General features: G+C 63.3%; 23 protein-coding genes. 12 read left to right on the top strand and 11 right to left on the bottom strand.

Going from position 1 to position 26,357, the window contains the following annotated elements:
- Positions 1–13: 13 nt before the first annotated feature.
- The 3 genes from rpmF to coaD form a co-directional block, all read right to left on the bottom strand.
- On the bottom strand, positions 14–217 hold the full coding sequence (gene rpmF, locus VUN84_11245; GenBank protein ID XAS62897.1) for a 50S ribosomal protein L32: 204 nt from the start codon (positions 215–217) through the stop codon (positions 14–16).
- Positions 218–253: 36 nt separating this feature from the next.
- Positions 254–778: a YceD family protein gene (locus VUN84_11250; protein XAS62898.1), complete on the bottom strand. Its 525-nt coding sequence runs from the start codon at positions 776–778 to the stop codon at positions 254–256.
- A gap of 173 nt (positions 779–951) precedes the next feature.
- Entirely contained in the window at positions 952–1,452 is a 501-nt protein-coding gene (gene coaD / locus VUN84_11255; GenBank protein XAS62899.1) for a pantetheine-phosphate adenylyltransferase, read from the bottom strand.
- 48 nt (positions 1,453–1,500) lie between these two features.
- Between coaD and VUN84_11260 the strand changes: the two genes are divergently transcribed.
- Genes VUN84_11260 through VUN84_11270 form a run of 3 tightly spaced genes read left to right on the top strand, consistent with a single transcriptional unit; the run spans position 1,501 to position 4,345 of the window.
- Positions 1,501–2,358, top strand: a complete 858-nt coding sequence (locus tag VUN84_11260; GenBank protein XAS62900.1) for an SDR family NAD(P)-dependent oxidoreductase — start codon at positions 1,501–1,503, stop codon at positions 2,356–2,358.
- A complete protein-coding gene (locus VUN84_11265; protein XAS62901.1) occupies positions 2,355–3,563 on the top strand; it encodes an aminotransferase class I/II-fold pyridoxal phosphate-dependent enzyme in 1,209 nt (402 codons plus the stop codon). The genes VUN84_11260 and VUN84_11265 overlap by 4 nt, the downstream gene beginning before the upstream one ends.
- Positions 3,563–4,345, top strand: a complete 783-nt coding sequence (locus tag VUN84_11270) for a fused MFS/spermidine synthase (GenBank protein XAS62902.1) — start codon at positions 3,563–3,565, stop codon at positions 4,343–4,345. The genes VUN84_11265 and VUN84_11270 overlap by 1 nt, the downstream gene beginning before the upstream one ends.
- On the opposite strand, the gene rsmD is transcribed toward VUN84_11270, so the two are convergent.
- From rsmD to VUN84_11290, 4 genes are read right to left on the bottom strand one after another with little or no spacing between them, the layout of a single operon-like run.
- Positions 4,342–4,971 (bottom strand): 16S rRNA (guanine(966)-N(2))-methyltransferase RsmD, encoded by a 630-nt coding sequence (gene rsmD / locus VUN84_11275; protein XAS62903.1) that lies wholly within the window; start codon positions 4,969–4,971, stop codon positions 4,342–4,344. The genes VUN84_11270 and rsmD overlap by 4 nt on opposite strands.
- Positions 4,972–5,001: 30 nt before the next feature.
- Positions 5,002–7,257, bottom strand: a complete 2,256-nt coding sequence (locus tag VUN84_11280) for an ATP-dependent DNA helicase RecG (protein XAS62904.1) — start codon at positions 7,255–7,257, stop codon at positions 5,002–5,004.
- Complete coding sequence (locus VUN84_11285) at positions 7,247–8,338, bottom strand: DAK2 domain-containing protein (protein XAS65834.1); 1,092 nt, start codon at positions 8,336–8,338, stop codon at positions 7,247–7,249. The genes VUN84_11280 and VUN84_11285 overlap by 11 nt, the downstream gene beginning before the upstream one ends.
- A gap of 22 nt (positions 8,339–8,360) precedes the next feature.
- Positions 8,361–9,371, bottom strand: coding sequence for a thiamine-phosphate kinase (locus VUN84_11290; protein ID XAS65835.1), 1,011 nt, complete (start codon positions 9,369–9,371; stop codon positions 8,361–8,363).
- Positions 9,372–9,568: 197 nt separating this feature from the next.
- Here VUN84_11290 and VUN84_11295 point away from each other — a divergent pair, with 197 nt between their 5' ends.
- The gene (locus VUN84_11295) at positions 9,569–10,156 is read left to right on the top strand and encodes a YdcF family protein (protein ID XAS62905.1); all 588 of its coding nucleotides are present in this window, start codon (positions 9,569–9,571) and stop codon (positions 10,154–10,156) included.
- A gap of 391 nt (positions 10,157–10,547) precedes the next feature.
- Positions 10,548–11,693, top strand: coding sequence for a UDP-N-acetylglucosamine 2-epimerase (non-hydrolyzing) (gene wecB / locus VUN84_11300; GenBank protein ID XAS62906.1), 1,146 nt, complete (start codon positions 10,548–10,550; stop codon positions 11,691–11,693).
- 75 nt (positions 11,694–11,768) lie between these two features.
- On the opposite strand, the gene VUN84_11305 is transcribed toward wecB, so the two are convergent.
- Together VUN84_11305 and VUN84_11310 are read right to left on the bottom strand one after the other, a co-directional pair.
- Positions 11,769–13,049 (bottom strand): glycosyltransferase, encoded by a 1,281-nt coding sequence (locus tag VUN84_11305; protein XAS62907.1) that lies wholly within the window; start codon positions 13,047–13,049, stop codon positions 11,769–11,771.
- A gap of 680 nt (positions 13,050–13,729) precedes the next feature.
- Complete coding sequence (locus VUN84_11310; protein XAS62908.1) at positions 13,730–15,550, bottom strand: hypothetical protein; 1,821 nt, start codon at positions 15,548–15,550, stop codon at positions 13,730–13,732.
- Between the two features lie 831 nt (positions 15,551–16,381).
- Here VUN84_11310 and VUN84_11315 point away from each other — a divergent pair.
- The gene (locus VUN84_11315) at positions 16,382–17,257 is read left to right on the top strand and encodes a glycosyl hydrolase (GenBank protein ID XAS62909.1); all 876 of its coding nucleotides are present in this window, start codon (positions 16,382–16,384) and stop codon (positions 17,255–17,257) included.
- A gap of 94 nt (positions 17,258–17,351) precedes the next feature.
- On the opposite strand, the gene VUN84_11320 is transcribed toward VUN84_11315, so the two are convergent.
- On the bottom strand, positions 17,352–17,483 hold the full coding sequence (locus VUN84_11320) for a hypothetical protein (protein ID XAS62910.1): 132 nt from the start codon (positions 17,481–17,483) through the stop codon (positions 17,352–17,354).
- 26 nt (positions 17,484–17,509) lie between these two features.
- On the opposite strand from VUN84_11320, the gene VUN84_11325 reads away from it, so the two are divergent.
- The gene (locus VUN84_11325) at positions 17,510–18,382 is read left to right on the top strand and encodes a glycosyl hydrolase (GenBank protein XAS62911.1); all 873 of its coding nucleotides are present in this window, start codon (positions 17,510–17,512) and stop codon (positions 18,380–18,382) included.
- A gap of 145 nt (positions 18,383–18,527) precedes the next feature.
- Here the strand turns inward: VUN84_11325 and VUN84_11330 are convergent, their stop codons facing one another.
- A complete protein-coding gene (locus tag VUN84_11330) occupies positions 18,528–19,874 on the bottom strand; it encodes a UDP-glucose/GDP-mannose dehydrogenase family protein (protein XAS62912.1) in 1,347 nt (448 codons plus the stop codon).
- 1,164 nt (positions 19,875–21,038) lie between these two features.
- Between VUN84_11330 and VUN84_11335 the strand changes: the two genes are divergently transcribed.
- The 5 genes from VUN84_11335 to istA all read left to right on the top strand — a co-directional run bounded on the left by VUN84_11335 (position 21,039) and on the right by istA (position 26,315).
- Positions 21,039–22,325 carry a glycosyltransferase family 4 protein gene (locus VUN84_11335; GenBank protein ID XAS62913.1) on the top strand — a complete coding sequence of 429 codons (1,287 nt, stop codon included), beginning with the start codon at positions 21,039–21,041 and terminating at the stop codon, positions 22,323–22,325.
- A 405-nt stretch (positions 22,326–22,730) separates the two neighbouring features.
- A complete protein-coding gene (locus VUN84_11340; GenBank protein XAS62914.1) occupies positions 22,731–23,153 on the top strand; it encodes a hypothetical protein in 423 nt (140 codons plus the stop codon).
- A gap of 167 nt (positions 23,154–23,320) precedes the next feature.
- Positions 23,321–24,643: an ISL3 family transposase gene (locus VUN84_11345; protein ID XAS62915.1), complete on the top strand. Its 1,323-nt coding sequence runs from the start codon at positions 23,321–23,323 to the stop codon at positions 24,641–24,643.
- A gap of 90 nt (positions 24,644–24,733) precedes the next feature.
- Positions 24,734–25,024 (top strand): transposase family protein, encoded by a 291-nt coding sequence (locus tag VUN84_11350; GenBank protein XAS62916.1) that lies wholly within the window; start codon positions 24,734–24,736, stop codon positions 25,022–25,024.
- A gap of 46 nt (positions 25,025–25,070) precedes the next feature.
- Entirely contained in the window at positions 25,071–26,315 is a 1,245-nt protein-coding gene (istA, locus tag VUN84_11355) for an IS21 family transposase (GenBank protein XAS62917.1), read from the top strand.
- The last annotated feature ends 42 nt before the right edge of the window (positions 26,316–26,357 follow it).

Raw genomic sequence — 26,357 nt, forward strand, 5'->3', positions numbered from 1 at the left:
GCCTGTTGGCGGATTAGACGTCTGCGACCTTGCGGCCCTTGTATTCAAGGAACAGCGCAGTGCCAGCCGAGTCGGTAACGACCTTTGCCTGGTGCGGCAGGCTGTAGGTAACCTGGCCGTTCTCGACAGTCTTCACCAGGTGGGGGGCGGTTGCCTTCCACTGGGAGCGGCGGGCGCGGGTATTCGAGCGAGACATTTTCCGCTTCGGGACAGCCACGGCTAACTCATTTCTCTCTAGTCCAACACTTACAAATCAGTTTTGCCGGTCAGGCTTAGCCAGGTCGGCTAGGGCAGCCCAGCGAGGATCTACCACCTCGTGGTGATGCCCCGGCTCGTCTTCCAGGCGAACTCCGCATTCTGAGCAGAGGCCCTGGCAGTCTTCCCGGCACACCGGCTGGAACGGCAGCATGGTTACAACTGCGTCCCGCAACACCGGCTCAAGATCGATCAGATCGTGCTCGACTCGACGTTGCTCTTCTTCGTCTTCCCCGTCCGAGAACACAGCGTCCTCGTAGAAGAAAAGTTCTTGCACATCAACCTCTTGGTCATACGCAAGGGGATCCAGGCATCGGCCGCATTCGCCAGTAACTTCAACGTGCGCGGTTCCTGATACCAGAATTCCTTCGTGTACGGCCTCAAGCCGCAGGTCCAGCTCGACATCCGAGCCTTCCTGCACGCCGATGAGCGCCACACCAAGGTCACCTGGTGCGGGTACATGTTCTGTCAGCGTCCGCATGCTTCCCGGACTGCGTCCGAGGTCCTTGACGTCTAACACCAAGGGCGAACTAGCATCTCGTTTAATGAGAACTCCTGTTGAACATATGACCGACGTACTATCTTAGCCTGATCTGCCAGGCGGACTCAAACCGGGGCATCGCCGCGGTTTCCACCGCCCGCCGCTCCGGATTCGGGCCGCGCAACCGGCAGCAGGCCGCCGAGTACCGATCAAGCCTACCCTCTGCGCGGCTGATCCCGGACAGGCTCGCCCGCGTTCAGCCGTTTCAGCACCGAGCGGGGCACGAACTCCGAAACGTTGCCGCCCAGGCTAAAGACTTCCTTGATCAGCGTCGAGGACAAGTGCAGGTAGTGGCTCTCCGCCGGGAGGAAAACCGTCTCGACGCCGGTGAGCTGGCGGTTCATGGTGGCCATCGGCAGTTCGTAGTCGAAGTCGGAGGAGGACCGCAGGCCCTTAACAATGGCGGACACGCCGCGCCGCCGGCAGTACTCGGCGAGGAGTCCCTCCCCCACCGGCTCCACCACGATTCCGCGCAGGGAGGCCAGGGTTTCCTTTGCCATATCGAGGCGTTCCTCGAGGGTAAACCGGTATTTCTTGGCGTAATTGGTGGAGACGCCCACAATGACCTCGTCGAAGAGGCCGGCGGCTCTGGCGATGACTTCCAGGTGTCCGTTGTGGATGGGGTCGAAGGAGCCAGGGCATACGGCGCGTCTCATGTTCCGAACCTACCGTATGGCTGCCGCCGCCCGGGATAGCATGACTGCATGTCAGCATCGAGCAATCCTTTCACCGTGTCCGGGGGCGTGGTTCTCGTGACGGGAGCCGCCATGGGAATGGGCCGCCTGTACGCCCTGCGCGCGGCCCGCGAAGGCGCCAGCACAGTGATCCTGTGGGACGTCGACGCCGACGGCCTCGCCACCACCGCCGGCGAGGTGACCGCCCTGGGCGCGCGCGCCGTCGTCCGCCAGGTGGACCTGGCCAGCCGTACGGCCATCTCCGACGCCGCTGAGGCGTGCCGGGGCGAAGGGCCGCTGACGCTCCTGGTTAACAACGCAGGAATCGTCCGCGGCGCGCTGTTCTGGGATCACGATCCGGAACGGGACATCGCCCTGACCATGGACATCAACGCCCTGGCCCCCATGTACGTCACCCACGCGTTCCTGCCGGCCATGATGAACGACGCCGGGCGGCCGCGGCGGATCCTGAACATCGCCTCCGCCGCCGGTACGGTTTCCAACCCCCGGATGAGCGTGTACGCGGCGTCCAAGTGGGCGGTGATCGGCTGGAGCGATTCGCTCCGGCTCGAACTCGAACAGCAGGGCCATGACCATCTGAAGGTGACCACGTTCTGCCCCAGCTACATTTCCACCGGCATGTTCGACGGCGCCCGCGGCCCGCTCTTCACCCCGCTGATGACCCCGGACGACGCCGTCAACCGGGCCTGGCAGGCCACCGTGGCCGGCCAGCCGCAGCTGATCGCCCCCGCCACCGCGCAGCTGGGCAAGGTGCTGCGCGGGATCCTGCCGGTGCGGGCGTGGGACTTCGTGGGCGGAAAGGTCTTCGGGATCTACTCCACCATGGACAAGTTCACCGGCCGCGGCGGAAAGGCCGGCTCCCAGTGAGCACCCCTTTACCGTTCCCCTGGCAGCGGACCGCGGCCGGCGCCAACCTGCTCTCCGCCGACGGCACGCTCGGCGTGACAATCTTTGAGGAGATGACCACCCTGGCGCTGCAGACCGGCGCCATCAACCTCGGCCAGGGATTCCCGGACGAGGACGGCCCGGTGGAAATCAAGGCCGCCGCGCAGGCCGCCATCGCCGCCGGCGCCAACCAGTACGCCCCCGGCAAGGGCATCCTGGAGTTGCGGGAGGCGATCTCGCTGCACCAGGAGCGCTTCTACGGCCTGACCCCGGACCCGCAGACCGAAATCATCGTCACCACCGGCGCCACCGAGGCGATCGCCGCGGCGCTGCTGGCGCTGGTGGGACCCGGGGATGAGGTCCTCACCTTCGAGCCGTTCTACGACTCCTACGGCGCGATCATCGGCCTCTCCGGTGCCCAACACGTCACCGCCCCGCTGCTGGCCCCCGATTTCCTGCCGGACCTGGACGCCCTCGAAGCCGCGTTCAGCAGCCGCACCAGGGTGGTGCTGGTCAACAACCCGCACAACCCCACCGGGGCGGTGTTCCCCCGCGAGGTGCTCGAACGCGTCGTGGAGCTCGCCACCTTGTACGACGCCGTCATTCTCACCGATGAGGTGTACGAGCACCTCACCTTCGGGCCGCAGCACATTCCGGTGGCCACCCTGCCCGGCGCCGCGGAACGCACCCTGACCATTTCCTCCGCCGGGAAGACCTTCTCTTTCACCGGCTGGAAGATCGGCTGGCTCAGCGGCCCCGAGCACCTGGTCTCCGCGGCCCGCACCGTGAAACAGTTCCTGAGCTACAGCTCCGGCACGCCGTTCCAGAGCGCCATCGCCGCCGGGCTGGGCCTGCCGGACGAGTTTTACACCGGCATCGCCGATACCCTCCAACTCAAACGCGACATCCTCAGCGAGGGCCTGCGGGCGGCCGGGCTGGATGTCTTCACACCGCAGGGAACGTACTTCGTGAACGTGGACACTGCGCCGCTGGGCATCACCGACGCCGTGGACCTGGCCCGCCGGCTGCCTGCCCTGGTGGGCGTCGCGGCCATTCCGGTGCCGGTCTTCTGCCACCCGGAGGGCGCCGAACGGACCCGGAGCCTGCTGCGCTTCGCGTTCTGCAAGCGCATCGATGTGCTGCAGGAAGCCGCGGAACGGCTCGCGACCCTCCGCGACCGGCTCTGATGGCGGACAATACCGAGGCCTCCCGCTTCCTGCGCACCACCGGCCAGCACGCCACGATCGAGCCCGATCCCTTCACTGAGGGCGGCTTCGTGCTCAGCATCGGCGGGGCGGAACAGTCGCACGTCAACCTCGCGGACCCTGCGGACATCTTCTACGAGTACCTGCGCCGGATCGGCCATGTGGTGGATCTCGCGGCGCCCTGGGGTGAACCGATCACGGCCCTGCATCTGGGTGCCGGGGCGTTGACGCTGGCCCGCTACATCCAGGCCACCCGGCCGGGGTCCGTGCAGCACGCCGTGGAACTGGAACGCGAACTGTTGGACTTCATGCTGCAACAGCTGCCCCTCCCGGAAGGCACCGGACTGCACACGCTCGTTGGCGACGCCCGGGAGGCCCTGGTCCGGCTCCCCCCGGAGCTGCGCTTCGACGTGGTGATCCTGGACATCTTTTCCGGGCCGGAGGCACCGGAACACCTCGCGTGCACCGAATTCTATGTGGAGGCGGCCGCGAGGCTCAGCGCCCGCGGGGTGCTGGTGGTCAATGTGGGCGATGAGCCCGGGCTGACGCTGGTCCGCAGCCAGGTGGCCGCGCTGCGCCGGGCCATGACCGACGTCTCCGCCTTCGCCGAGGCGGGGATGTTCAGCGGCCGCTATCCCGGCAACATCATCCTGACCGGCACGCAGGGTCCGTGGCCCGAGGTGTGGACCGCGGCATTGACCGCCCGCGGGCCGCATCCTGCGAAGGTGCTCTCCGGCGTCGAACTGGACGCCCACTCGGACTAGCTGTCGCGCCCGGTTTCCGGCTCCGGGTCTGACGCGGGAGAGTCCTCCGCTTCTTCTTCCACGCCGGGTTCGGCGAACCAGAGCCTGGTTTCCCCGTATTTCCGTTCGGCGAAGCGTTCCATCCCGGCGGGCCAGGACGGTTCGGGGGTTCGGGAGGAACGCTCCACCACCACCACGGCGCCCTCGGCCAGGTGCGGCAACAGCTTCGCGAGCACTGCCGCCAGCGCCGGCTCATCCAGGGGGTAGGGCGGATCGAGGAACACGAGGTCCCAGCGGGCATCCTCGCGGGTCCGTTCAAGAAAGGACTCAACCTTGGACCGGTGCACGGTGACCACTTTGCGCCCCGCTACGGTATTGACGAGGTCCGCGTTGCGCTGGCAGACCTCGCTGGCCTTGCCATCGAATTCCACCAGGTCCACGGCCTGCGCCCCGCGGCTGGCGCTCTCCACGCCGAGGGAGCCGGTGCCTGCGTAGAGATCCAGCACCCGGGCGTCCGCAATCACCTCGAAGGCATCCAGCCGGGAAAACAGGGCTTCTTTGACCCGGTCCGTGGTGGGACGGGTCAACGACCCGGGGACGCTGACCAAGGCGGTTCCGCCGGCGGCGCCGGCGATGATGCGGCTCATGGCCGTGCCATCGGGGATGGTTGGAAGTTCTTAACCGCGTTCAAGGAACGCCTCCTTTTCCGGGTTGAGGTATTCATCGATCGCTGCGGCGAGGGCGGGGTGGGCGCCCAGGGTGGGGTCGCCGCCGACGATCGCCTGCGCGTCTTGCCGGGCGCGGGCGATCAGGTCTCCGTGCTCCAGGACCCGGAGCAGTTTCAGTGTGGAGCGGCCGCCGGACTGGGAGGCGCCCAGGATGTCGCCTTCGCGGCGCAGCTTGAGGTCTTCCTGGGACAGTTCGAAGCCGTCGGTGGTGGCGGCGACGGCGTCAAGCCGCCGCCGGCTCGGGTGGCCGGGTTCCAGCGTGGTCACGAGCAGGCAGGTGCCCGGCAGCCCGCCGCGGCCCACCCGGCCGCGGAGCTGGTGGAGCTGGGAGATCCCGAAGCGGTCCGCGTCCAGGATCACCATGAGCGTGGCGTTGTGGACGTCCACCCCCACCTCGATCACCGTGGTGGAGACCAGGAGCTTGGTCTGGTTGGCGGTGAAGGAGGCCATGGTTTCGGTCTTCAGCGCGGGATCCTGGCGTCCGTGCAGCGGCGCCAAGGGAACCCCCGCCAGGGCCGGTTCGTCGCGGAGCTGTTCCACGACGCCGGTCACGGACGCGAGTTCCCTGGTTCCGGTCTCCGCGAGGTCGGCGTCGGTGGGTTCGGCTTCGCCGGGACTGAAGTCACCGTCGTCGTCCGAGCCGATTTTGGGGCAGACGATGTAGACCTGGTGGCCGGCGTCGATTTCTTCCCGGGAACGGGTCCAGATGCGCGGGGCCCACGCCGGATGCTCGGCGAGTCCCACCACGTGGGTGGTGATCGGGGCCCGGCCGGCCGGCAGTTCATCGAGGACCGAGGTTTCGAGGTCGCCGAATACGGTCATCGCCACGGTCCGCGGGATGGGGGTGGCGGTCATGACCAGCAGGTGCGGTGGTTTGTTGGCCTTGGACCGCAGGACATCGCGCTGTTCCACGCCGAAGCGGTGCTGCTCATCGACCACGATCAGGCCCAGGTCATAGAAGGACACATTGTCGCTGAGCAGGGCGTGGGTGCCGATGATAATCCCGGCGGTTCCGGAAGCGGCGTCGAGCATGGCTTGCTTGCGGGCGGCAGTGGGCATGGAACCGGTCAGCAGCGTCACCTGGACGGCCTCGGAGCCGAAGCCGCCCAGGAGGCCGTCGCGGGAGAGCGGGCCGAGGGTGCGGCGGATCGAGTCGAAGTGCTGCGCGGCGAGGACCTCGGTGGGGGCCAGCAGGGCGGCTTGTCCCCCGGCGTCCACCACCTGCAGCATGGCGCGCAGGGCCACGATGGTCTTGCCGGAGCCGACCTCGCCCTGCAGCAGCCGGTTCATGGGCGAGTCCTGGGCGAGTTCGGTGGCCAGGGTCTTGCCGACGGCGGCCTGGCCGGCGGTGAGCGTGAACGGAAGCTGCGCGTCGAAGGCCGTCAGCAGGCCCGCGGCGACGGACCGGCGGGCGGTGGCCTCCTCCGCCGCGAGCTGGGCCCGCCGCCGGGCCAGGGCGGACTGGAGCACCAGGGCTTCCTGGTAGCGGAACCGGTCGCGGGCGTGCTGCCAGTCGCCCGTGACTTCCGGGGCATGAATGAGGCGGTAGGCCTCGGCGACCGGCAGGAACTTCTCCCGGGCGGCGATGTCCGCCGGCAGCGGGTCGGGCAAAATGGCCAGGTGCGCGGTTTCCAGCAGGGTGGAGACGACTTTCTGGATGGACCAGCTGCTCAGCTTGGCGGTGGCCGGATAGACCGGGATGGGCATGGCGGCGAGCTGTTCCGGATCCTTGCCGGGGACGTCCGGGTCCTCGTCCAAAAGCTGGAAGTCGGGGTTGGTCAGCCCCAGGACCCCGGCGTAGCGGGTGACCTTGCCGGTGAACATGGCGCGCCGGCCCGGCTGCAGTTCGGCCTTGGCCCGGAACCCGTTGAAGAAACTCACCTTCAGCGTGCCCGGCAGGCCGGTTCCGGTGTCGGCGTCGTCGGTGATGACGACGTCGGTCAGCGAGCCGCGGCGGGCGCGCATGGGCCGGGTACTGCTGGAGAGCACCCGGGCGATGAGGGTGACGTCCTCATCCAGCGGCACTTCGCTGATGGGGGTGAGCTCACCGCGGTCCAGGTAGCGCCGCGGAAAGTGGTTCAGGAGCCCGCCCACCGTTGTGATGCCGAGGTGTTTTTCGATGACCGTCGCGGATCGTTTGCCGATCCGCCGCTCCAGGGGCAGTGCCAGTTCGGCGCTGCCGAGGTCTACAAGTTCAGCGGTCATGTCCGTCGAAGACCTGTCCTGCGGGTTCACGGTCCCCGACGCTTCGGGGTTCGGCGCTGTTCAGTTCGGCGCTGGAGGGTTCGGCGTCCGGCACGGCGAGTTCGGTGACGCTGATGTCTGTGGGTTCGCCGAGGGAGCGGATCAAGGCCACGGCCGGCTTGGCGTCCGGCACATGGACGTGGACCCGCCACCGGTAGGCCCCGGCGGCGTCGGCGGCGCCGCCCACCTGGCTCATGATGACGGACTCGCCCATCTCATCGAGCCGCTGGCGCATCATGGCGGCGTCGAGCGGTGACAGCGAAATGGTGCACATGACTTCCACGCCTTCATCCCGCGGCATGCCCGCGTGGATGTGCGGGTCCTGGACGTCGTAGCCGTGCAGTCCGTCCAGCAGCTGGTCCTGGAGTTCCTCGCCGAGGACGGCGGAGCGGAGGCAGTCAAGGATCAGCAGCATCCCGACGCCGCCGGCGTCCACCACGTGGGCGGCGTGCAGGGCTTCCAGCTGGTCTTCGGTGCGCACCACGGCCGCGAGGGCCGCTTCCACGGCGGCGTCGAGGGCCAGGCCCAGGGTGTGGTTGCTGTCGTCGCCGTCGTGCGCGGAGTCCACGGCCGCCGCCGCGCGGGCTGCGGCTTCCATCACCGAAAGCATGGTGCCGGGCACCGGGTCGCTCAGCGCGGACCAGGCGCGGAGCTGGGCCCGGTTCAGGGCGGCGGCCAGCAGCGGCGCGCTCAGCCGGGAGTGGCCGGCGAGGGGCTCGGCGGCGGCGCACAGGAACACGGCAAACAAGGTGCCGGAGTTGCCGCGGGCCTGCTCCATGGCGGCCAGGCCGGCGCGGGCCAGGGTGGCGCCGACGTCGTGCTGGGCCGGATTGGGCGGACCAAAAGCATGAACCGTGGGATCCGTGCCGACCTGCGGCAGCGCTGCAGTGTTGAGCCCGTGGAGTGCCTGGGCAGCGGCGCGGACAGTGAGGTAGAGGTTGGTGCCGGTGTCGCCGTCGGCCACCGGGAAGATGTTGATGGCGTTCAGGCGGTCGCTGTGGTTTCCAAGCGTTGTTTCTGCCTTGCCCAACCACCGCTTCATCGCTTGCGCGTTGGCGGCAATTTTAGTCTGCAAAGTGATCCCATCCCACAGTGTCAGCGGGCCTGCCCGCTATGGTGACGCCCGCGCCGTCCGTTGAGGCGGGGGCCTTCACCGAGCCTATCGCAGTGAAACCTGAAGGCAGCTGAACACCCGGCGGGAATGTGGCCAGCAGTCCGTGGTCCTCCCCGCCGCCCAGCACCCAGGCCAGCGGGTCTGCGCCCAAGAGAGCAGCGGCGGAGCGGAGCGGACCGGCGAGCTCCTGCAGCGGCGCCGGGTCCAGGTCCAGGACGGCGTGGCTGGCGGCCGCCATCCGGGTGGCGTCGCGGACCAGCCCATCGGAAATGTCCATCAGCGCGGTGGCGCCGGCGTCCCGGGCCGACGGCCCTGCCGCGAGCGGGGGCTGTGGCCGGCACTGCGTGTCCAGGAGGGCGCGTTGCCCGGCGCTCAGCTCCGCCACCGGGGCTGGCGATTCCAGTAGCGCCAGGCCTGCCGCGGCGCGTCCCACCGTGCCGGCGAGCGCCAGGGTGTCCCCCGGCCGGGCACCGGAGCGCAGCACCGCCGCCGCACCGTCGAGGGTTCCGACAATCGCGACGCTGACCGCGAGCTCGCGGCCCCGGCCCAGGTCGCCGCCGGCCACGGCGCAGTCAGGGGCGCCGAGTTCCCGGATGCCGGCGCTGAGTCCGTCGGCGAAGTCCTCCACCCAGGCCACCCGGGTGTCCCCGGGCATCGTCAGGCTGACCACCAGCGAGGTGGCGCGGGCTCCCATGGCGTTGATGTCGCTGAGGTTCTGCGCGGCGGCTTTCCAGCCGACGTCGTACCCTGTGGTCCGGTAGCCGTTGCTCCACTCCAGGCGGAAGTCCTGGTCCACCACCTGGGTGTCGATGCTGAGCACCACCCGGCCGTCCGGCGCGGCCACGATGGCGGCGTCGTCCCCCGGACCCAGCAGCAGGGAGGGGTTGTGCTCCTGGCCGTAGTGAAGGCGCGGAAAGATCCGCTCCAGGAGCTGGGATTCGGAGAGCTCCTCGACGGTCAGGGGCGCTGTGGACCGGATGACGGCGGGTGGCGGGGCGTCAGGCGGGGCGTCAGGCTGCGGGCGGGGCTCGGATTCAGGCACAGCCCTACGCTACCGCCAGGGGGTGACAGCGGCGGCCACGGGCGGGAAGGACGGCCGGGGGCATGCCCGCCCGAGCGGTTTTCCTGTGGCACCGGCCGCATGAAAGACTCGTAGGCATGCCCCTGCCGCTGCCCGCCCTGACCGCCCGGGGCAAGCGGCTCATGGCCTGGATATCCGGGGCCGTGCTCCTCTGGCTGGTCCTGGCGTTCCAGCTTTTCGTCAACGTGGACCCGCTGAGCGTGCACCGGACCGACGTCGTCATCATGCTCGGCGGCGCGGCAGATGAGCGGCTGCCGGTGGCGGAGGAAATGCAGCGCGACTACGGTGTTCCCGTCCTGGTCCTGTCCCACACGGACACTCCCGGCAACGCCGCGGCCGACGCCGCCTGCAACTCCTCCGCGTCCCCCAGTGTCCGGCTCCTGTGTTTTCGTCCGGGTGAGTACGACACCCGGGGCGAGGCGCGCGCCATCGGCAGAATCGCCAAGGCCAACGGCTGGAAATCCATCACCGTGGTGACCTCCAGCTATCACGTGGCCCGGGCGCAGCGGCTGATGCAGCAATGCACGACCGCGGAGGTCCAGATGGTGAACTCCCACCCCGAGCTGAGCCTGGGACAGTGGCTGCGGCGGTTCGTGATCGAAACCGGAGGCCTGATGGACGTGTCGCTGCGGCCCGAATGCGCGAGTATGCATTCGGGAATGTAAGAATTAGAGGCAATATGGTTGAGTTCTTCAGCCGACCAACCTTAACGCTGGGCGAGGAGGACGACAGCCCTACCCGTGATCCGTTCCCGCTGATTGCTGCCCCACGTCACCTGCGCCGGCGCACCCGCAAAGCCGAGGTTCCGGACGCACTGCTTGTTCCAGACGTGGAGCCCGTCCGTTCGTCTGACTGCAGTGCCGTCTTGGACAAGCACGTAACCGGGCAGGCCCCACCGACAAGGAAATCACGTATGAGCGCAAACGTTTGATAGACCGATCATGGGTAATCACCGTTGTCGTCAGCGTGCCGCCACTTGTCCTAGTCCTTTTGCTCCTTGATTAACCAGTCCAGGAGGCTGTCAAAACCATCGCTCGAGTTGTTGGGGGAAGTTACTTGCATAGCATCATGCCAATCTTTGGTACCAGACCGGAGGCCGTCAAGATGGCTCCGATCATCAGCGAACTCCAAAAGTCCCCGCTGTTCCGCTGCGTTGTTACCGTCACTGGACAGCATCGGACGATGCTGGACCAGGTCAATGAACTCTTCGGTATTGTTCCGGACCATGATCTGAACATCCTTCAACCAGGCCAGTCGCTTTCGGCCATCATGACCAGGACCATCGACGGGCTGGAGAAGCTGTTCGTTGAGGACACACCGGATGCCATTCTTGTTCAAGGGGATACGACGACGTCTACTGCGGCCGCAATCGCGGCTTTTTACCATGGGATTCCGGTGATTCACGTGGAAGCAGGACTTCGCAGCGGCGATCTCTTTTCTCCATTTCCGGAGGAAGCTAACCGCAAGATCACAAGCCAGATTGCGAGCCTCCACCTCGCGCCCACCTGTGTCAGCAGGGCTAATCTCCTCGCCGAGGGGATCCCGCCTGAGAACATCGTAGTGACCGGAAATACCGTCATCGATGCGTTGCTGACCACAGTCGGCAAAAAGGTTCCTTTCGCTAACCTGCAGCTGGAGGAACTCGCCGCCAGCGGCCGCAAAATTCTGCTGGTGACGACCCACCGCCGCGAAAACCAGGGAGCCGCCATGCGCGGCGTGGGACGGGCCCTGGCTCGGATCGCAGACGCCGAACCTGACCTGGTGACGATCTTGCCGGTGCACAGGAATCCTGTGGTACGCGAAGCCTTGCTGCCTGCCCTCGAAGGCCGGCCGAATATCATCGTCGTCGAGCCGCTGGCCTACGGCGAGTTCACTCGGCTGCTCTCGCTGGCCCACGTCGTCTTGACCGATTCGGGCGGAGTTCAGGAAGAAGCTCCCAGTCTCGGTAAACCGGTTCTGGTGATGCGGGACAACACCGAACGACCTGAGGCGGTCGATGCCGGAACAGTGACGCTGATCGGCACGGACGAAGAGAGAATCTTCAAGGAAGTTGAACGCCTGCTGCACGACCAGGATCACTATGAGTCCATGGCGAATGCGGTGAATCCTTATGGTGACGGCCTCGCCGCAGCGCGGACCGTGGCCGCCGTCGGAGCACTTCTCGGCGTTGGTCGCCGGATAGCAGACTTCAGCGGGTCGTAGGACGGGTTTTGCTGCCAGACGCGCACAGGGCTCCCCCACTGGGAGGTGGACGCCATATGCGATCTGGGCCAGGGGTCAGTCTATGCCGTGCAGGGCTACCACTCGAGGCTGACGCAAGCGGATATAAACGTTGGACGGCTGGCGGTTCTTGCCCCTCAAGGTGATGCTGGAGATGACCGCTCCCGGTGGCAGAAGGAAGCTGTGCCGCACGACACCCGAAGCATTCTTTGACCATGCCTGCTTGCTCCAGCCAAATGTCGAACTCTTGTTTAGGCCCAGCACTTCGAGCTTCATGTCTTCAGGGCCGTGAATCTCGTAGGAAACGACGGCGAATCCTCCCTGAAGCTTCAGGGCAGACTCGAACTCGAACTCAAACTCAACGAGCCCAGCCTCAATCGTCGCATCCAACGGAAAGTTCATCAGCGTTTCCTCAGTGAGACGGAGTGGTTTTGCGCCCGGCAACGACGAATTATGCGGCAGGGGTTCGCCTTCGACGATTTGTTCAATGAGGCTGGGCCACTTCTCCGCAGAGATGTCAGCCGCCCGCAGGGCCGGAAGCTTTTCTAACCGCGCCAGGGACGCGTTGGCGCGCTCGTATGGGGTCTCATTCAACGTAGAGTCTTGGTCGCTGTGGCGGACTTGAAAGAACATGTGTTCGCGTGAGTCCACGATAGTCGGCATCACGCGGTCTACACCGTGATGCGGTCCAGGCGTGAGGATTGACATATTCCGCTGCTGTGGGTCGTAGCCTGAAATAAAGGCCATACCCTGAGCGGACTTCGGATGATAGAACTCCCGAAGGCTAACCACCTGACCTTCGCCCTTGTACGCCGTCAGGCCCAGACCAAAGGAGACGGCCATCCCCACGTGGTCCAATGTCCGATACTTCTCAAGGTGAGTGAGATAGTCGGCAGCGAGAACGTCATCGTCGTCCAACCGGAACCATGCCACCGGCTGCATTCCACCGTCGGGGGCACACTTGCCGGCCAGGTCTTGCTCGATCCGCGGCAGCACTTCCTCGATACCAGTGCCACGGACAACGTCATTCCATTCCACCGGCACCAAAAACGGGTAGTCGGCTGCGGCGTCCAACAGCACCGCTTGGTGACGCCGGGGTAGGTGCTCGGAGTACATAACGAAGTGCTTATAGTCATGCTTTTCAGCCATCGCGGCAAGGGCGGGGACTGCCTTGGTAAAGAAAAGTTCTTCCCGCAGTTGAAGACGCTTCTCCGAAAAGAGGTACCGCATATAGTCATCCGGGGTTTTAAAAACGCCGCTGCGCGACGTCTTCCAAGAGTGAGACCCTGGTGAAAAGAGGCTGTAACGCGTGACGCCGTAGAACAAGATGATCCCCAATATGTTCGATGCTTAACAAATCACCAACTATACACCGTGTTGGTTTCAAGATAGGTTTCGCCGAGCAGCGGCACCGGTTGCAATTGTGATGGGACTTTGCAAAATGCGTTGCGAGGGCGCTTCGGTGTAGCAGTAATGGCACTCTCGGAAGGTTATTTCTTTCATCAAAATTCAACGCCAGGAATGGCTCGGATATTACCATCGTTCAAGGCAAATACTGCCGCTCCAAACAATTTTGGGGGAATAATCTAATAGCAGAATCATTCGCATCAGTGCCGCCGGGGCTTTAACGGCTTTATCAATGGGAAGTTTCGCTCTTCCGGCTCACAGGGCTTCCCTGATCACTGCGGACCGGTCGCTGACTCTGTCAAGATGTGCGCGGCGCCGGACGGGAACCCCTATCCGTTGCTCGTGGAACGGTCGGTCAGCGGACCGCGCCCCGGCATCGGTGGGACCCTGCTGACCGGGAACACTCTACCGTCTTCGATGGTTCGTGGGATCCAATGGACGCGCAACTCACGCATCAATGGCTGCGCGACAACGTGCCTGTCCTTGAAGCAACGGGCACCACAGCACAGGTATCGGCTGCTGCAATTGGAGGGGGGCAGCATCCTACCCTGACAGTGGAAGCATGATGTTCTTCCGCGGTAGCTTTGGCAGCCGCGGAAGAACCGACGATGTCAGCGGGCGGTGTACGCTCCGCTGGTCTTGGAGACGGTGGCGTAGCCAAGCCGGGAGCCCGTGACGCGGACGGTGAGCTTGGTGCCCTTGTCGGCGGTCCGGACCTTGTAGGTCGAGGCCGTAGCTCCGGAGATCGGGACGCCGTCGCGCAGCCACCGGTACGTAAAGGCAGTGCCCCAGGTCCAGGTGCCTCGCTTCAGGGTCAGGACGTTCCCTGCCTTGACGGTGCCCGCAATCGTCGGCGTGGCCGAAGTCAGGGGCAGACCCACCACCCTCGCCGATGCGTTTATTGTCTGGTACAGGCCGCCCGGTGAAGTCGGAAACACACTGGCCGAGAGCTTCGTGCCGGCGTCAGCCTTGGCCAGGACGTAGCTCCAGCCGTAACCCCCGTCGATCGGGACACCGTCACGCAGCCAATATACGTCCGATTCGACCCGGTCATACCAGGGGTCGGGAGTCAAAGTCACCTTCGACCCGACGGTCAGGGTCCCGCTAATGGCCCGCGTCGACTCACGCGCGGTCACCGGCTTGGGTGCGGTGACTTTTACGCGGGCAGTGATGTAGCCGGGGGCAGACGCAGTCACAAGGACGGAGAGGGTCCTGCCAACTTGGGGCGTGCCCGGGGTGAAAGTCGGGCCGCTGGCCGGTTCCGATCCGTCTGAGGAGAGCCAGTTGTAGGTGACCTTCAGCTTGTCGGCCGGTGCGGACCAGGTCCCGGAGGACACCTTCATCACAGAGCCGGTCACGGCGTCCCCGGTCACGACCGGCTTGGTGACGCTCGTCAGGTGCTTCAGCTGCACCCCCGCGGCCGCCGGGACGGCGACGGCGTTGGAGTAAATGTGGGTGTCGTACCAAGTGCCGGAGTCAAGGACCAGGGTGTGGCCTTGGTCCTTGGCCGTGATTGCGTAGGTCAGCGCCGTGGCGCCGGAAATCGCGACGCCGTCACGCAGCCATTTATAGGTGAGCCCGCCCCGCCAGGTAGACCAGGGAACATCGTCAGCTGCGGTGAGGACGTTCCCCAGGCCCGTGCCGCCGGTGACGACGGCGCCGGGGGCCTGGTCGAAGTCAGAAACCTTTCGCTGGTCGGAGGTCGCGGTGACCGCTTTGAACCCGGCAGCGTGGCCGGTGATCCTGACGCTGAGCAGCCCCGTCGAGCCCCAGCCCTTCGGGTCGAACATTTTCGCGGTGGCACCCGGGATGGGCTTGCCGTCGCGAAGCCACTGGTACTGGCGGTAGATGGTCGGAGAGCCCTTGAAAGACCCGTCAGCGAACACGAGGCGACTAGGCCTGTCCGGGTTGGTGTCCAGTGAATAAAGAGAAGCGTACTCCGCAACGAGAGAGGGGACGGCGCCGCCGGCGTTCGTGACGGGGGCGGATTTGTTGGACTGCCCTGTCGTCGTCGCATAGCCCGGAGCTGCCGCCGTGGTCTTGACCCGAATGCCCTTGCCGAGATCCGCCGTGGTGAGCAGGTAGGTCGGGCCAGTGGCGCCCGGGATGGGCACATCATTGCGCAGCCACTGGTGCGTGAGCGTGGCGTCCGCGGGATTCCAGGCACCGTCAACAACGGTCAGGGTACTGCCGACCTGGAGGGCGCCGCCGACGCCGGGCTGCGTGCCGGCGACGGCGCTGACCAGCATCGGGTACTGATGCCCGTCCGGCGCCGTGCAGAACCTGACTGAGTCGACGACCGGGCCGCAAGAATCGATGTTTGGCGGGGTGGCCCACTGACCGGGATCGGCGTGCGCCGGAACGGCGAGGCCCGCAAGCGAGAACGCGGCGAGAGCCCCGGCGATGGCGAGGCGGATAGTCTTCTTCTTCAATTTTCCCCCGAGTCTTTGAGCCGGCTCCCGGCTCCCCCGTCGCGAGCATAGTGCCCACACACCGCTCTAGGCAATGTTTGCGCAGGCCAGGGCACAGGGACGACGTGGCCGCTCATCGCGGCCATGCGTCGGTGGCCGGTAGTAATTTCGGACACACGGAACACGGAGCCATTCGCGCCGAGGATCACGCGACGCCAGGACATCACACATTCCAACCCGCCCGAAATGCCCGCATCCTGACGAACAAATCCAAGACCAATAGAAATGTCAGCCTAGGTGTAGGTCCCATTGCTCGAAGTGATGTCCACGGCATGCGGCAGCATGGACGGAACGGTGTACCTTGCGCTGGCGTATGCCAGGCGCGGGCCAACCAGAGTCGAACGCACCGACTAATGAGGAAAAGTGACGCTCGGGTCTGCCTGACGGAACGGCGCCGCTGGCGATGAATGCCCACGTGACGGCCCGGGGATGCTGTCCTGAATTATGACCGCCTACGTTTCTGGGGCCGGCAGTAACTCCGAGGCATGGTGCCCGGGGCCAGCCGCGCCGAAGTTTCCGCACTGGTAAGTCGTTGGAGAAGCCAGCGAACCTACGGATTTCAGTTCAATAGCGTAGCGAAGATTCCGGCCACGGTGTGGTTGACGGGCGGTCACATCCAGGGTCACTTCGAACGGGAACCGGTCCCGCCTTACACTCGAGGCTATAGCGACACGTAAACCTGCCGGATTCGTTCGGAACTCGGCTAGACCAACGAGGATAGGCCGGGCATCCCACCGGATTTGTTCTCCAGAGGTGTTTTGACCAGCGGCCAAAACGACGCGAAGGGAGCAAATGGACCGTCGGACGTTTCTCGCGGCTGCCGTGACCGCTACTGCGGCGGCTCTCGGCGCCTGCACAGCCGAAACGCGTCTAAGCCCACGTCCCTCGCCGTCGCCGTCGCCGTCGCCGGCGTCGGCGTCGACGACGGCTCGCAAGGGCGTGGGTTTGTCCCGTCTCAAGGAATTTGGCATAGACCAGCTGAATTCCCTTGACCTCAGCTGGTTTTACACCTGGGGCGCCAACTACCCTTCAACAGCGTACGCTTTGAGGCCCGACGCTGAGTTCGTCCCGATGATCTGGGGACGAAGGTCCCTAGAACGAAGAGCTATTGATCAGGTGAGATCAGAATTGCCGAGGACAAAAGCCGAAGATCTTCTGGGCTTCAACGAACCCGATCATGCGGGCCAAGCAGAGTTGTCCGTGGGCGCCGCCGTTGAGCTCTGGCCCCAACTCGAACACGCTGGCCTGAGGTTGGGTTCCCCGGCCCCGGTGCAGCCGCTCGGCGACTGGCTTCAAAGGTTCATGGACCAGGCAGCTGCGAAGGACTTGCGGGTGGACTTCGTCGCAATGCATTCCTACGCGCCTCCCCACGCCGACTCGTTCCTCAGGACGGTGCAGAAACTGCACGAGCGTTACGGAATGCCAGTCTGGGTAACTGAGTACGCAGTCGCCGATTGGAAAGCCACGGCGAAGTCTCCCAGCAGGTTCAGTGAAAAGGAAGTCCTGGCCTTCATGGGGGAAACCATTGCCGGGCTCCGGGAAATGCCGTTCGTGGAGCGTTTCGCCTGGAAAACCCGCGCCGAGGGCGACCCCATTATGGGCGCCTCAGCCCTGTTCAGGAGCAACGGATCACTCACCCCCACCGGCGAGTTGTATCGGTCACTCTGAATGCCACACTCGACCGGTTCTTGAGCCCCTGAGGGCAGGTGGAAAACTGCGTGTTTCCTGTGCAAAACACAGAGTTTCCTGGGTGTTTCCGGTGCTACGTTGACTTCAGTCCTATCTGATCAATGTCCCAGCGGTCCAGAACAGGCGCAGCCAGAATGCCCGTGACCGCATGCAGGTCCGCTTGATGCGACAGCCGCTGGCCATATTTGTCTTCGAGCTTTTTCAACCAGCGACCCTCCACGAAAGGAACTCATGGAACGCCGTAAGTTTCTGACCATGCCCCTAGCTGCAATGGCTGCTCCGGGCGCACTCCTTGCCGCAAATGCCGCCACTGCGACCGCAGCTCCAGCTCCCACGGCCATCCCAACCGTCCCGGCGATCACGCTACCCGCCGACACACTCAAGGGATTTGGATGGGGTGGGAAAGACGCACTCGCACTCCAGCAGATCAGAAGCCTAAAGTTGGACTGGCACTACACATGGGGGTCGCATTACAACGTGACGACTACGCCGTCGTTTGTACCAATGGTCAAAAGCGCCCGAACTCTTCTGGAGCAGGACGCGATTGGCTGGGTCACCCGCCAGCTGGCCGAAACCAAGACAAAGCACCTCTTAGGCTTCAACGAACCCGACGTCGCCGCCCAGGCCAACATGTCCGTAGATCAAGCAATCAGTCTTTGGCCGAAATTGCAGGCTACCGGACTGCGCCTCGGCTCGCCCGCCACAGCCGGGCCGGCAAGCCCCTGGCTCCTGGATTTTATGGCTAAAGCTAAGAACAAGGGTCTGCGGGTGGACTTCATGACCATGCACCGGTACGCGTGGCCGAAGGCGGACCAATTCCTCCAAATAGTGACGGAAATGCACGAACGCTTCGGAAAACCTATTTGGGTCACCGAGTACGCGGTGGCCGACTGGGACGCCACGACTTCACGCCCGTGTGTTTACTCCCGCTCCCAGACCGAGGACTTCATGCGGGCCACGGTGGCCGGACTGCGAGCCATGCCGTTCGTTGAGCGATTCGCGTGGAAAACCCGCCCGGCGAAAGATATCAAAATGGGTTGTTCAGCTCTCTTCCATACAAACGGCTCCCTCACGACCACAGGTAAGCTGTACGCAGCCCTGTGAGGTGGTAGCGGTACATGGCTGTGGCAGGCCGCCTGGGTGTCCCGCCACAGCTTATTTATTTAAAGTTGGACCCCGCCCGGGCACTCGCCCCGGCGGGGTCCTAACATCCGGAACCGGCACTTTCGGCCGGCCAGCAGATTAGATCCTAGACGACTGTCGCGAGTTCCAGCAGTTCACTTTTGTGCCCGACGGACACTATGTCCCAGCCAGCGGCATCCCACTTCTCATGATCCAGCACGTTGCGCCCGTCAAAAATGCGCTTACGCGCGACCTCCGATCCCAATTCTTCGGGGTCGATAATGACAAACTCAGACCATTCTGTCAGGAGCATGACCAGGTCAGCGTCCGCTACCGCTTCGGCCTGAGAATCCACGTAATTCAGTCGTGGGTAGCGCTTCGCGGCGTTGGCGTTGGCGGCGGGGTCGTAGACGCTAACGTCCGCTCCGCTGTTGAATAACCTCGCTGCCACATCCAGCGCAGGGGAATCACGAACGTCATCGCTGTTGGGCTTGAACGCGACTCCCAGCACGGCGATGCGCTTACCCTCAACGGCGCCCAACAGAGTTTCCGCCACGTACACCGCGCGGTCACGGCGCCGGAGATTTACTTCATCGACTTCGTTGAGAAAGCGCATAGTGCTGTCTAAGCCAAGTTCGGAAACCCGAGCCTGGAGGGCCCGGATGTCTTTCGGGAGGCAGCCGCCGCCAAAGCCGATGCCGGCGTTGAGGAATCGGCGGCCGATCCGCGCGTCGAGCCCGATCGCGTCAGCCAGTGTCCGAATGTTGCCGCCGACAGTCTCGGTGACCTCGGAGAAGGCATTGATAAAGGAAATCTTTGTCGCAAGGAAAGCGTTGGCTGCCACCTTGACGAGCTCGGCGGTTTCGAAGTCCGTTGTGATGAATGGGGTATCGCGACTGATGGCATCGGCATAGACCTCACGGAGTGTCGCCTCAGCGGACATCGAGTCGACACCGATGACCAACCGGTCCGGACGCAGCGTGTCTTCGACGGCGAAGCCCTCGCGAAGAAACTCCGGGTTCCAAGCAAAGTTGACTATTACATCGTCGCGCGATTCTTCGGCGACGAGGCCCTTGAGCCTTCGGGCGGAGCCCACCGGCACGGTCGATTTTCCGACAATAAGGGAGTTTTTGGTGGCGGCCCGGGCGATTGCTGCGACCGAGGCGTCCACGTATGTCATGTCGGCTGCGTGCTCACCTGCGCGCTGCGGGGTGCCGACGGCGATGAAGTGGACGTCACCGAACGCGCCTGCTTCTTCGAACGAGGTGGTGAAACGGAGACGGCCAGATTCGGTGTGCTTGCGCAGGAGTTCGGGTAGACCCGGCTCGTGAATGGGAAGTTCGCCCCGGCTGAGGCTGTCGATCTTTTCTTTGTCGACGTCGACGCCGAGGACCTCAAATCCAAGTTCTGCCATGCACGCCGCGTGGGTCGCTCCAAGGTATCCGGTACCGATCACGGTCAGACGAAGTGTCACTAGTCCCCCAGTAGCTGAAGTAAGAATAATTGCCGATTAATGGCACGCTTGGCGCGACCAAACGGGTCCACTATATCTCGTTTGGTCGATGGAGTCCGCCTCCATCCGGCGGAGGTCGACGTGGCGCCGCGCTGAGGCGCTCTCGGGCCTCCACCTGGCGCATGTGCCCAAACCAGGGAACCCAGTGTTGCCGATCGGTGGGCTCCAACACTTCGAAGGTGATTACCATGTATCCATGTTGTATACGATTCCAGTAGTAGCCAACGACAAGGTCGAGGCTGGCGGGACTAACGCACCCGCCACAGACGTCCCTGCCGACCTACCGTTTCTGCCCAGCTCAAACCTGGGAGTGAGCAGGTACTCTGCCGTGTTGTCAGACGGCCTGCCAGTGGAGGCACTGCTGGTTAACCCAGAATTCCGATATTCTGATCGTGAGCCTCCACGGCGCCACCAATCGCAGCCAATACGAACTCCCCAGATTCGAGTGGCCTCGGAGTCTGCTTTTCACTGAATTCAGCAGCTTATATTTCTCGGATCCCACACTTCATCTTCAGGATGACTTGGAGTTGGCGTGGTACACCGGAAGTGGGCCCGCTCTGCAGCAGATGCAGTAGGCGCCAAGGGCATCCTGTTCCTGGGGTCGTCGGGTGGTGGATTAGCGGCACTGCTGATGGCAACCTACGTTCCCGGCAGCATGGCGTTGCCTTTCAGTTGTCAAACGATCATCGCAAATTACCTAGTGAGCGGGACACTGATGGGAGCGCAGCGCAAGTACGTTGAAGTTGTAATGCCAGAACTGGCTCCCAATGGACCGTGGTCGCTCGCCCCCGGCGATGACTGGTCCATCCCCGTAGTCGCTCGATCATCAGCTCTAGTGCGGTACAGAGAGCATCAACCAAAGCTTGTACATTACGTTCAGAATACTAACGACTTCCCCCACGTCGAACAGCATTACCGGCCATTCCGAGAGGTTATAGCGTCCAGTCCAAATAAGGACAGCGTTCGGTTTTTCAATTACAAGAGCCCCGCTTCCCACAACCCACCTGCGCCCGCCGTTCTTCACGAGCAGCTGAACAGTGCTGCGCAATGGCTTCGGACTACGCCCTGATGGGCTTGGGGAGTATGCTGTTACGCTGATTTACCCTTACCGAAGGAGAAAGCCAAATGTCCGAAGATAGACACTTAGTCATTGCTAATGCCTACCCTAACGATGCGAATCTATACAACTATGGCTTTCTGCATCGAAGGGTAAAAAAGTACCTTGATGCTGGCTTGGCAATTGATATTTTTCGAATCGACACCAACGAGCCAGTACTTAGACAGTACGTCTTCGATGGCGTCACAGTAACTACGGGCAATAAAACGCTTTATGCAGAATTTGTTTCAACTTCGAGCCACGCCACATTTCTGGTCCATTTTCCTCTAGACTATATCATTGCTCCTATAGCCGCCCACAGACCGACCACACCAGTAATTGCATGGCTTCACGGATATGAGACGCTGAGTTGGCACCGACGCTGGTATGACACAGTTGAAGATGCACAATTTATCAACCGGGTAAAGAGCCTTCGCATGCATGTCGAAAAGAATAAGGTTCCATTTCTGGCAAACCTTTTTCAAGCTGAAGACCTTGACATACGGTTTGTCGCGGTCTCGAATTGGTTCTTGAAGCACAGTGTTGAGCCGGATGCGGGTGTTCGCGTTACGAACATAAGCATAATCCCGAACGTCATCGATACGAAGATCTTCCCCTTCGTCCGCAAAAATCCTGAATTGCGTTATAAAGTGCTTGTTATCAAGCCTTTCACCAGCTACAAATATGCCAATGACTTGGTCGTGAAAACAATCCTGTCACTTCGCGAGTTGCCGTACTTTGATAAACTGCACTTCAGCATCATCGGCGATGGGCCTATCTTTGATAAGACATTAGAGCCCCTTCGTAGTCTAGCGAACGTCCACATCACAAAGGCATTCTTACGGCAGGAAGAAATTGCTGCCCTCCACGCCGACCATGGGATCTTTCTCAGCCCTACCCGCTGGGACTCTCAAGGTGTATCTATCGGAGAAGCGATGAGTTCGGGCCTCGTCCCAGTGTCCACAGCGATTTCTGCCATTCCCGAATTCGTGACCGACGGCCGCAGCGGTCTTCTAGCCAACACCGAAGACCCTGATGAATTGGCCTCCTATCTGAAAGTACTTTTCGAATCGCCTGAGACCTTTACGCTAATGTCGGAACAGGCATCAATCCAGATTCAGACATCTTGCGGGCCGCAAGCGACCACTGATCGAGAAATCGAACTTATAAAGAACCGGTCATTGGGCAGGAATAGGGATATCCACGATGTTGATTGGAAGGTCGCATATTCTGACCTTGAGGAAGAGGTGTTCTCTGTACTGCGCTATTTCTCAGAAAGGCATGATGCACTATCTCAGACAATTAGGCAAATTTAGTGGACTGACGACTTTGAGGTTGAGATAGGCTTCAGAGTTGTGAACTTAGTTTCAGTCGGTAGGTGCTGATTTTGAGTGAACCAACTGATGTGTTGCGAATTTTCGAACACTGCTTCAAAACAAACTAGCGGTTAAGGATATGAGGCTCTTCAGAATTGAGAGTGTAGTTTCGGTCTGAATCCGCCGGTTTCCAGGAGCGATCTGGCGATGTAGTTGGTGAGGTTGCGGAAGCCGAGGGCGGAGCCTCGGAGGTGTTCGAGTCTTCCATTGATCGCTTATGCCGAGGTCTGGGTTATGCCGACTATGCGGATGCCGGCCTTGCCTCGTGCCGGTTGCTGCGGGGCGTTGTCGGCATAGTGGCAGTGTGAGAGTCTGCCTTCTCCTAATGGGAGAAGGAGATGGGTCATGAATGATCCGAATCATGTTGAGTGTGCGGTCGTTGTCGGTGTCGAGGACGAGCTAGCGGATATTGGGGCTTCTGTGGTTGCCGGAAGCGCAGCCCCTTCCGCGGGCAGTTGGCACCAGAGGATCTGGCCTCGTCGTCAGGCCGGTCCTCTTGCCGCGGTGATGATGGAGCTGATCGAGTGGCTGGTCGCGCAGGGTTACGCTCCGACCACCCAACGCAACCATGTCCGTGCAGCAGTGCGCCTTGGCTCATGGATGGTCGCTGAGGATCTCAAGCTCGGTGATCTGGACGCGGAGCGTGTAATTCGCATGGTCCGGGAGGACAACGAACGCTTCCCGAAGCACTCTTCGGTCAATGAGAACGTCTCTGCGGTCCTTCGGTTCCTGCGCGAAACGGGCTCTTGGTGGTTGGTGGGGAATTGAGTTCGTGTCGTTAAAGGGCCCTTCGCAGATGAGCATGGTTAGCGTCGGCTGAGACCACCGCCGCGTAGCGTAGTCAGCTGAGCTGCGGCGTGGTGCAGGGGGAAAGAGGTCAGGGCCTCTTTGAATTGGTAGCGACCAAGCAACCAATACCCAAAAGAGACCCTGACATGAATAACTCTATGTCTTGTTCCGGTGGCCGCTGGTGCACACGCGCCGATACTCTGCTCGGTGTCGAGGGCATCCACATCAGCTCCGTCACGGCAACCGAGAACGGCCTGTTTCTACGCGTCGAAACCGGCGAAACCCTCAGCGGCTGCCCGGAGTGCGGCGTCATCGCGATCGGCCACGGCCGCCGCCAAGTCTGGCTCCATGACACTCCCTGTTTCGGCAGGCCGGTGCGGCTGCTGTGGGCCAAACGCGTCTGGCGATGCCCGGACCCGGACTGCCCGAGAACGACATTCACCGAAGACCACCCGCTGGCAGGGCCACGGGCGAAACTCACCTCCCGGGCAGTGGCCTGGGCGACCGACGCGCTGCAGCGATTCGACACTTCCGTCTCGGCCCTGGCCCACCAGCTCGGCGTCTCCTGGCACACCGTCTGGGATGCGGTGCGGGTGGAAGCATCCAGACGGATCGCGGCGACAGACCGGCTGACGGGGGTGGATGCCCTCGGCGTCGACGAGCATGTCTGGTCACACACTGGCCCGCCGGGTTCCGGCATGGTTACAGGGATCGTGGACCACACCCGGGACTCCCACGGGATGGTGCATGCCCGGTTGCTGGACCTGGTCCCTGGGCGGTCAGGGAAGGCCTACGCCGACTGGCTCAAAGACCGCGGCGACGGGTTCACCGCCGGGATCAAGACAGCGGCTCTGGATCCGTTTCGTGGCTACGCGAACGCTATCCGCGACGAACTTCCCGAGGCCATCACCGTCCTGGACGCGTTCCACGTCGTGAAGCTTGGATCGGCCATGGTCGATGAAGTCCGTCGAAGGGTCCAGCAAAACACCTTGGGGCACCGCGGCCGCAAGGGCGATCCGCTCTACGGGATCCGCAGGACCCTGCAGATCGGCGCCGAACACCTCAGCGACAAACAAGGCGCCCGGCTCGATGCCAAACTCACCGCCGGGGACCCCGATCACGAAGTCACTCTGGCCTGGCAGTGCTACCAGAAGCTCCGCAACATCTACCACGCCAGACCGGAACGAGGCAGGGAACTCGTCAACGAAGTGATCTCCTCATTCCCGACGTGCCCGATCCCGGAAGTGGCCCGCCTTGGCCGCACACTCAAACAATGGAAGACCGCGATCCTCGCCTACTTCGACACCAACGGCGCCTCCAACGGCCCCACGGAAGCAATCAACGGTGTCATCGAAACCACCCGCAGAATCGCCCGCGGCTTCCGCAACTTCACCAACTACAGAATCAGATGCCTACTCGCAGCCGGCGGACACCGCCCCTACCGGACCAAATCGACCAACCATGCCTAAATGCGAAGGGCCCGTTAAAGACAAAGGGGCCCGTGGCCCTGTTGGGATGAGTGTGTCTAAGCATTCGACCTGGAACAGGACCACGAGCCCTTGAATGAGCCTACCGGGGTCGCAGCCGACGCTGCCACCATCCTCTTCAACCTGCCCGACTACCGCGTCATCTCCACGACCCTGTCCGCTGGCCGGCGGCAAGTCATTGTCGAAACGGACCAGCCGCCGGGGTGCCCGAGCTGTGGGGTCGTTGCGTCCCGGCGGAAGGAACGCCGCTACCAGCGGCTCCGCGACATCCCGGTTGCCGGACCGTTGGACGTGCTCTGGTCCAAGTACCGCTGGTACTGCGAAGAGCCGGCGTGCGAGAGTGTTAACGCCAACCGAAAATAGGGCCAGAACCGCCAACTGAAAATAGGGCCACCGACCATCATGGAAGGTGATCAATTTGGATGATTGGGCTGAGATACGCCACCTGTTTTCGACGGGCAAGCACTCGAAGCGTGAGATCGGCAGGATCGTGGGGGTTTCCCGCGGAACGGTTGACCGGGCGCTGGAGTCGGACCGGGCTCCGAAGTACCAGCGGGCGGCGGGAGTATCGAGTTTTGATGCGTTTGCTCCCAGGGTGCGGGAGCTGTTGGTGAAGACGCCGACGATGCCGGCCGCAACGCTCGCGGAGCGGGTGGGCTGGTCCGGTTCCGCGTCGCTGTTCCGGGCGAAGGTCGCCGCGATCCGGCCTGAATATGCGCCGCCGGACCCGGCTGACCGTCTGGTCCACGAGCCGGGGTTCCAGGTCCAGTGCGATCTCTGGTTCCCGCACGAGCCGCTGCCCGTCGGTGCAGGCCAGAACGACACGCCACCGGTGCTGGTGATGACTTCGGCGTTCTCGGGATTCATCCAGGCACGGATGCTGCCCTCACGGACGACGCCGGCCCTTTTGGGCGGAATGTGGACTCTTCTCCAGGACGCGCAGGCTGTTCCGTCCCGGCTGCTGTGGGACAACGAGTCCGGCATCGGCCGGCGCCGGCCCACCCAGCCGGTGGCCGCGTTCGCCGGGTCCCTCGGGCTGGAGATCAAGCTGCTGCCGCCTAGGGATCCGGAGTCCAAGGGCATGGTCGAGCGGATGAACAGGTTCTTCCGGCAACGCTTCATGCCGGGCCGGGACTTCCGCTCACCAGCGGATTTCAACGGCCAGCTGGAGGACTGGCTGCCCAAGGCCAACCACCGGTACTCGCGGTCCCGCCACGGCCGCCCTGACGAGCTGATCGTCCTGGACCGGGAAAGGATGCGGGAACTGCCGCCGGTAAGCCCGGAAACGGCGTTCCGCAACGCGGTGCGGCTGCCACGGGATTACTACGTGCGGGTGTTCTCCAACGACTATTCCGTGGACCCGTCGTTCATTGGGCGGATCGTTGATGTCATCGCTGATCTGGACACTGTCTGGGTCACCCATGACGGCGTCATCATCGCCACGCACGTCCGGGCCTGGGCCCGGCATCTGGTGGTGACCGATCCGGCCCACGTGGCCCGCGCGGCGGTGATGCGCCGGGACTTCCGGACCCAGCGGGTGCGCCGTCCCGAACCGCCAGAATCTGTGGAGGTGCGGGATCTGGCCGCCTATGACGAGATCTTCGGCATCGACCTCGGCCAGCAGCGGAACCTGGTCATGGAGGTGGTCTCATGACCGGGACACCGTCACAGATCGAGTACTACGCCCGGGCTCTGC

This window comes from Micrococcaceae bacterium Sec5.8 (assembly GCA_039636775.1).
In the GTDB taxonomy this organism is placed as follows: Bacteria; Actinomycetota; Actinomycetes; order Actinomycetales; family Micrococcaceae; genus Arthrobacter.

Excerpts from the sequence above, each read along its gene's own strand:
- VUN84_11335 (XAS62913.1), top strand. The coding sequence starts at position 21,039 with ATGTCCGAAGATAGACACTTAGTCATTGCTAATGCCTACCCTAACGAT.
- VUN84_11315 (XAS62909.1), top strand. The coding sequence starts at position 16,382 with ATGGACCGTCGGACGTTTCTCGCGGCTGCCGTGACCGCTACTGCGGCG.
- VUN84_11270 (XAS62902.1), top strand. The coding sequence starts at position 3,563 with ATGGCGGACAATACCGAGGCCTCCCGCTTCCTGCGCACCACCGGCCAG.
- VUN84_11340 (XAS62914.1), top strand. The coding sequence starts at position 22,731 with ATGAATGATCCGAATCATGTTGAGTGTGCGGTCGTTGTCGGTGTCGAG.
- VUN84_11285 (XAS65834.1), bottom strand. The coding sequence starts at position 8,338 with ATGAAGCGGTGGTTGGGCAAGGCAGAAACAACGCTTGGAAACCACAGC.
- VUN84_11345 (XAS62915.1), top strand. The coding sequence starts at position 23,321 with ATGAATAACTCTATGTCTTGTTCCGGTGGCCGCTGGTGCACACGCGCC.
- VUN84_11325 (XAS62911.1), top strand. The coding sequence starts at position 17,510 with ATGGAACGCCGTAAGTTTCTGACCATGCCCCTAGCTGCAATGGCTGCT.
- VUN84_11295 (XAS62905.1), top strand. The coding sequence starts at position 9,569 with ATGCCCCTGCCGCTGCCCGCCCTGACCGCCCGGGGCAAGCGGCTCATG.
- VUN84_11280 (XAS62904.1), bottom strand. The coding sequence starts at position 7,257 with ATGACCGCTGAACTTGTAGACCTCGGCAGCGCCGAACTGGCACTGCCC.
- VUN84_11260 (XAS62900.1), top strand. The coding sequence starts at position 1,501 with ATGTCAGCATCGAGCAATCCTTTCACCGTGTCCGGGGGCGTGGTTCTC.
- coaD (XAS62899.1), bottom strand. The coding sequence starts at position 1,452 with ATGAGACGCGCCGTATGCCCTGGCTCCTTCGACCCCATCCACAACGGA.
- rsmD (XAS62903.1), bottom strand. The coding sequence starts at position 4,971 with ATGAGCCGCATCATCGCCGGCGCCGCCGGCGGAACCGCCTTGGTCAGC.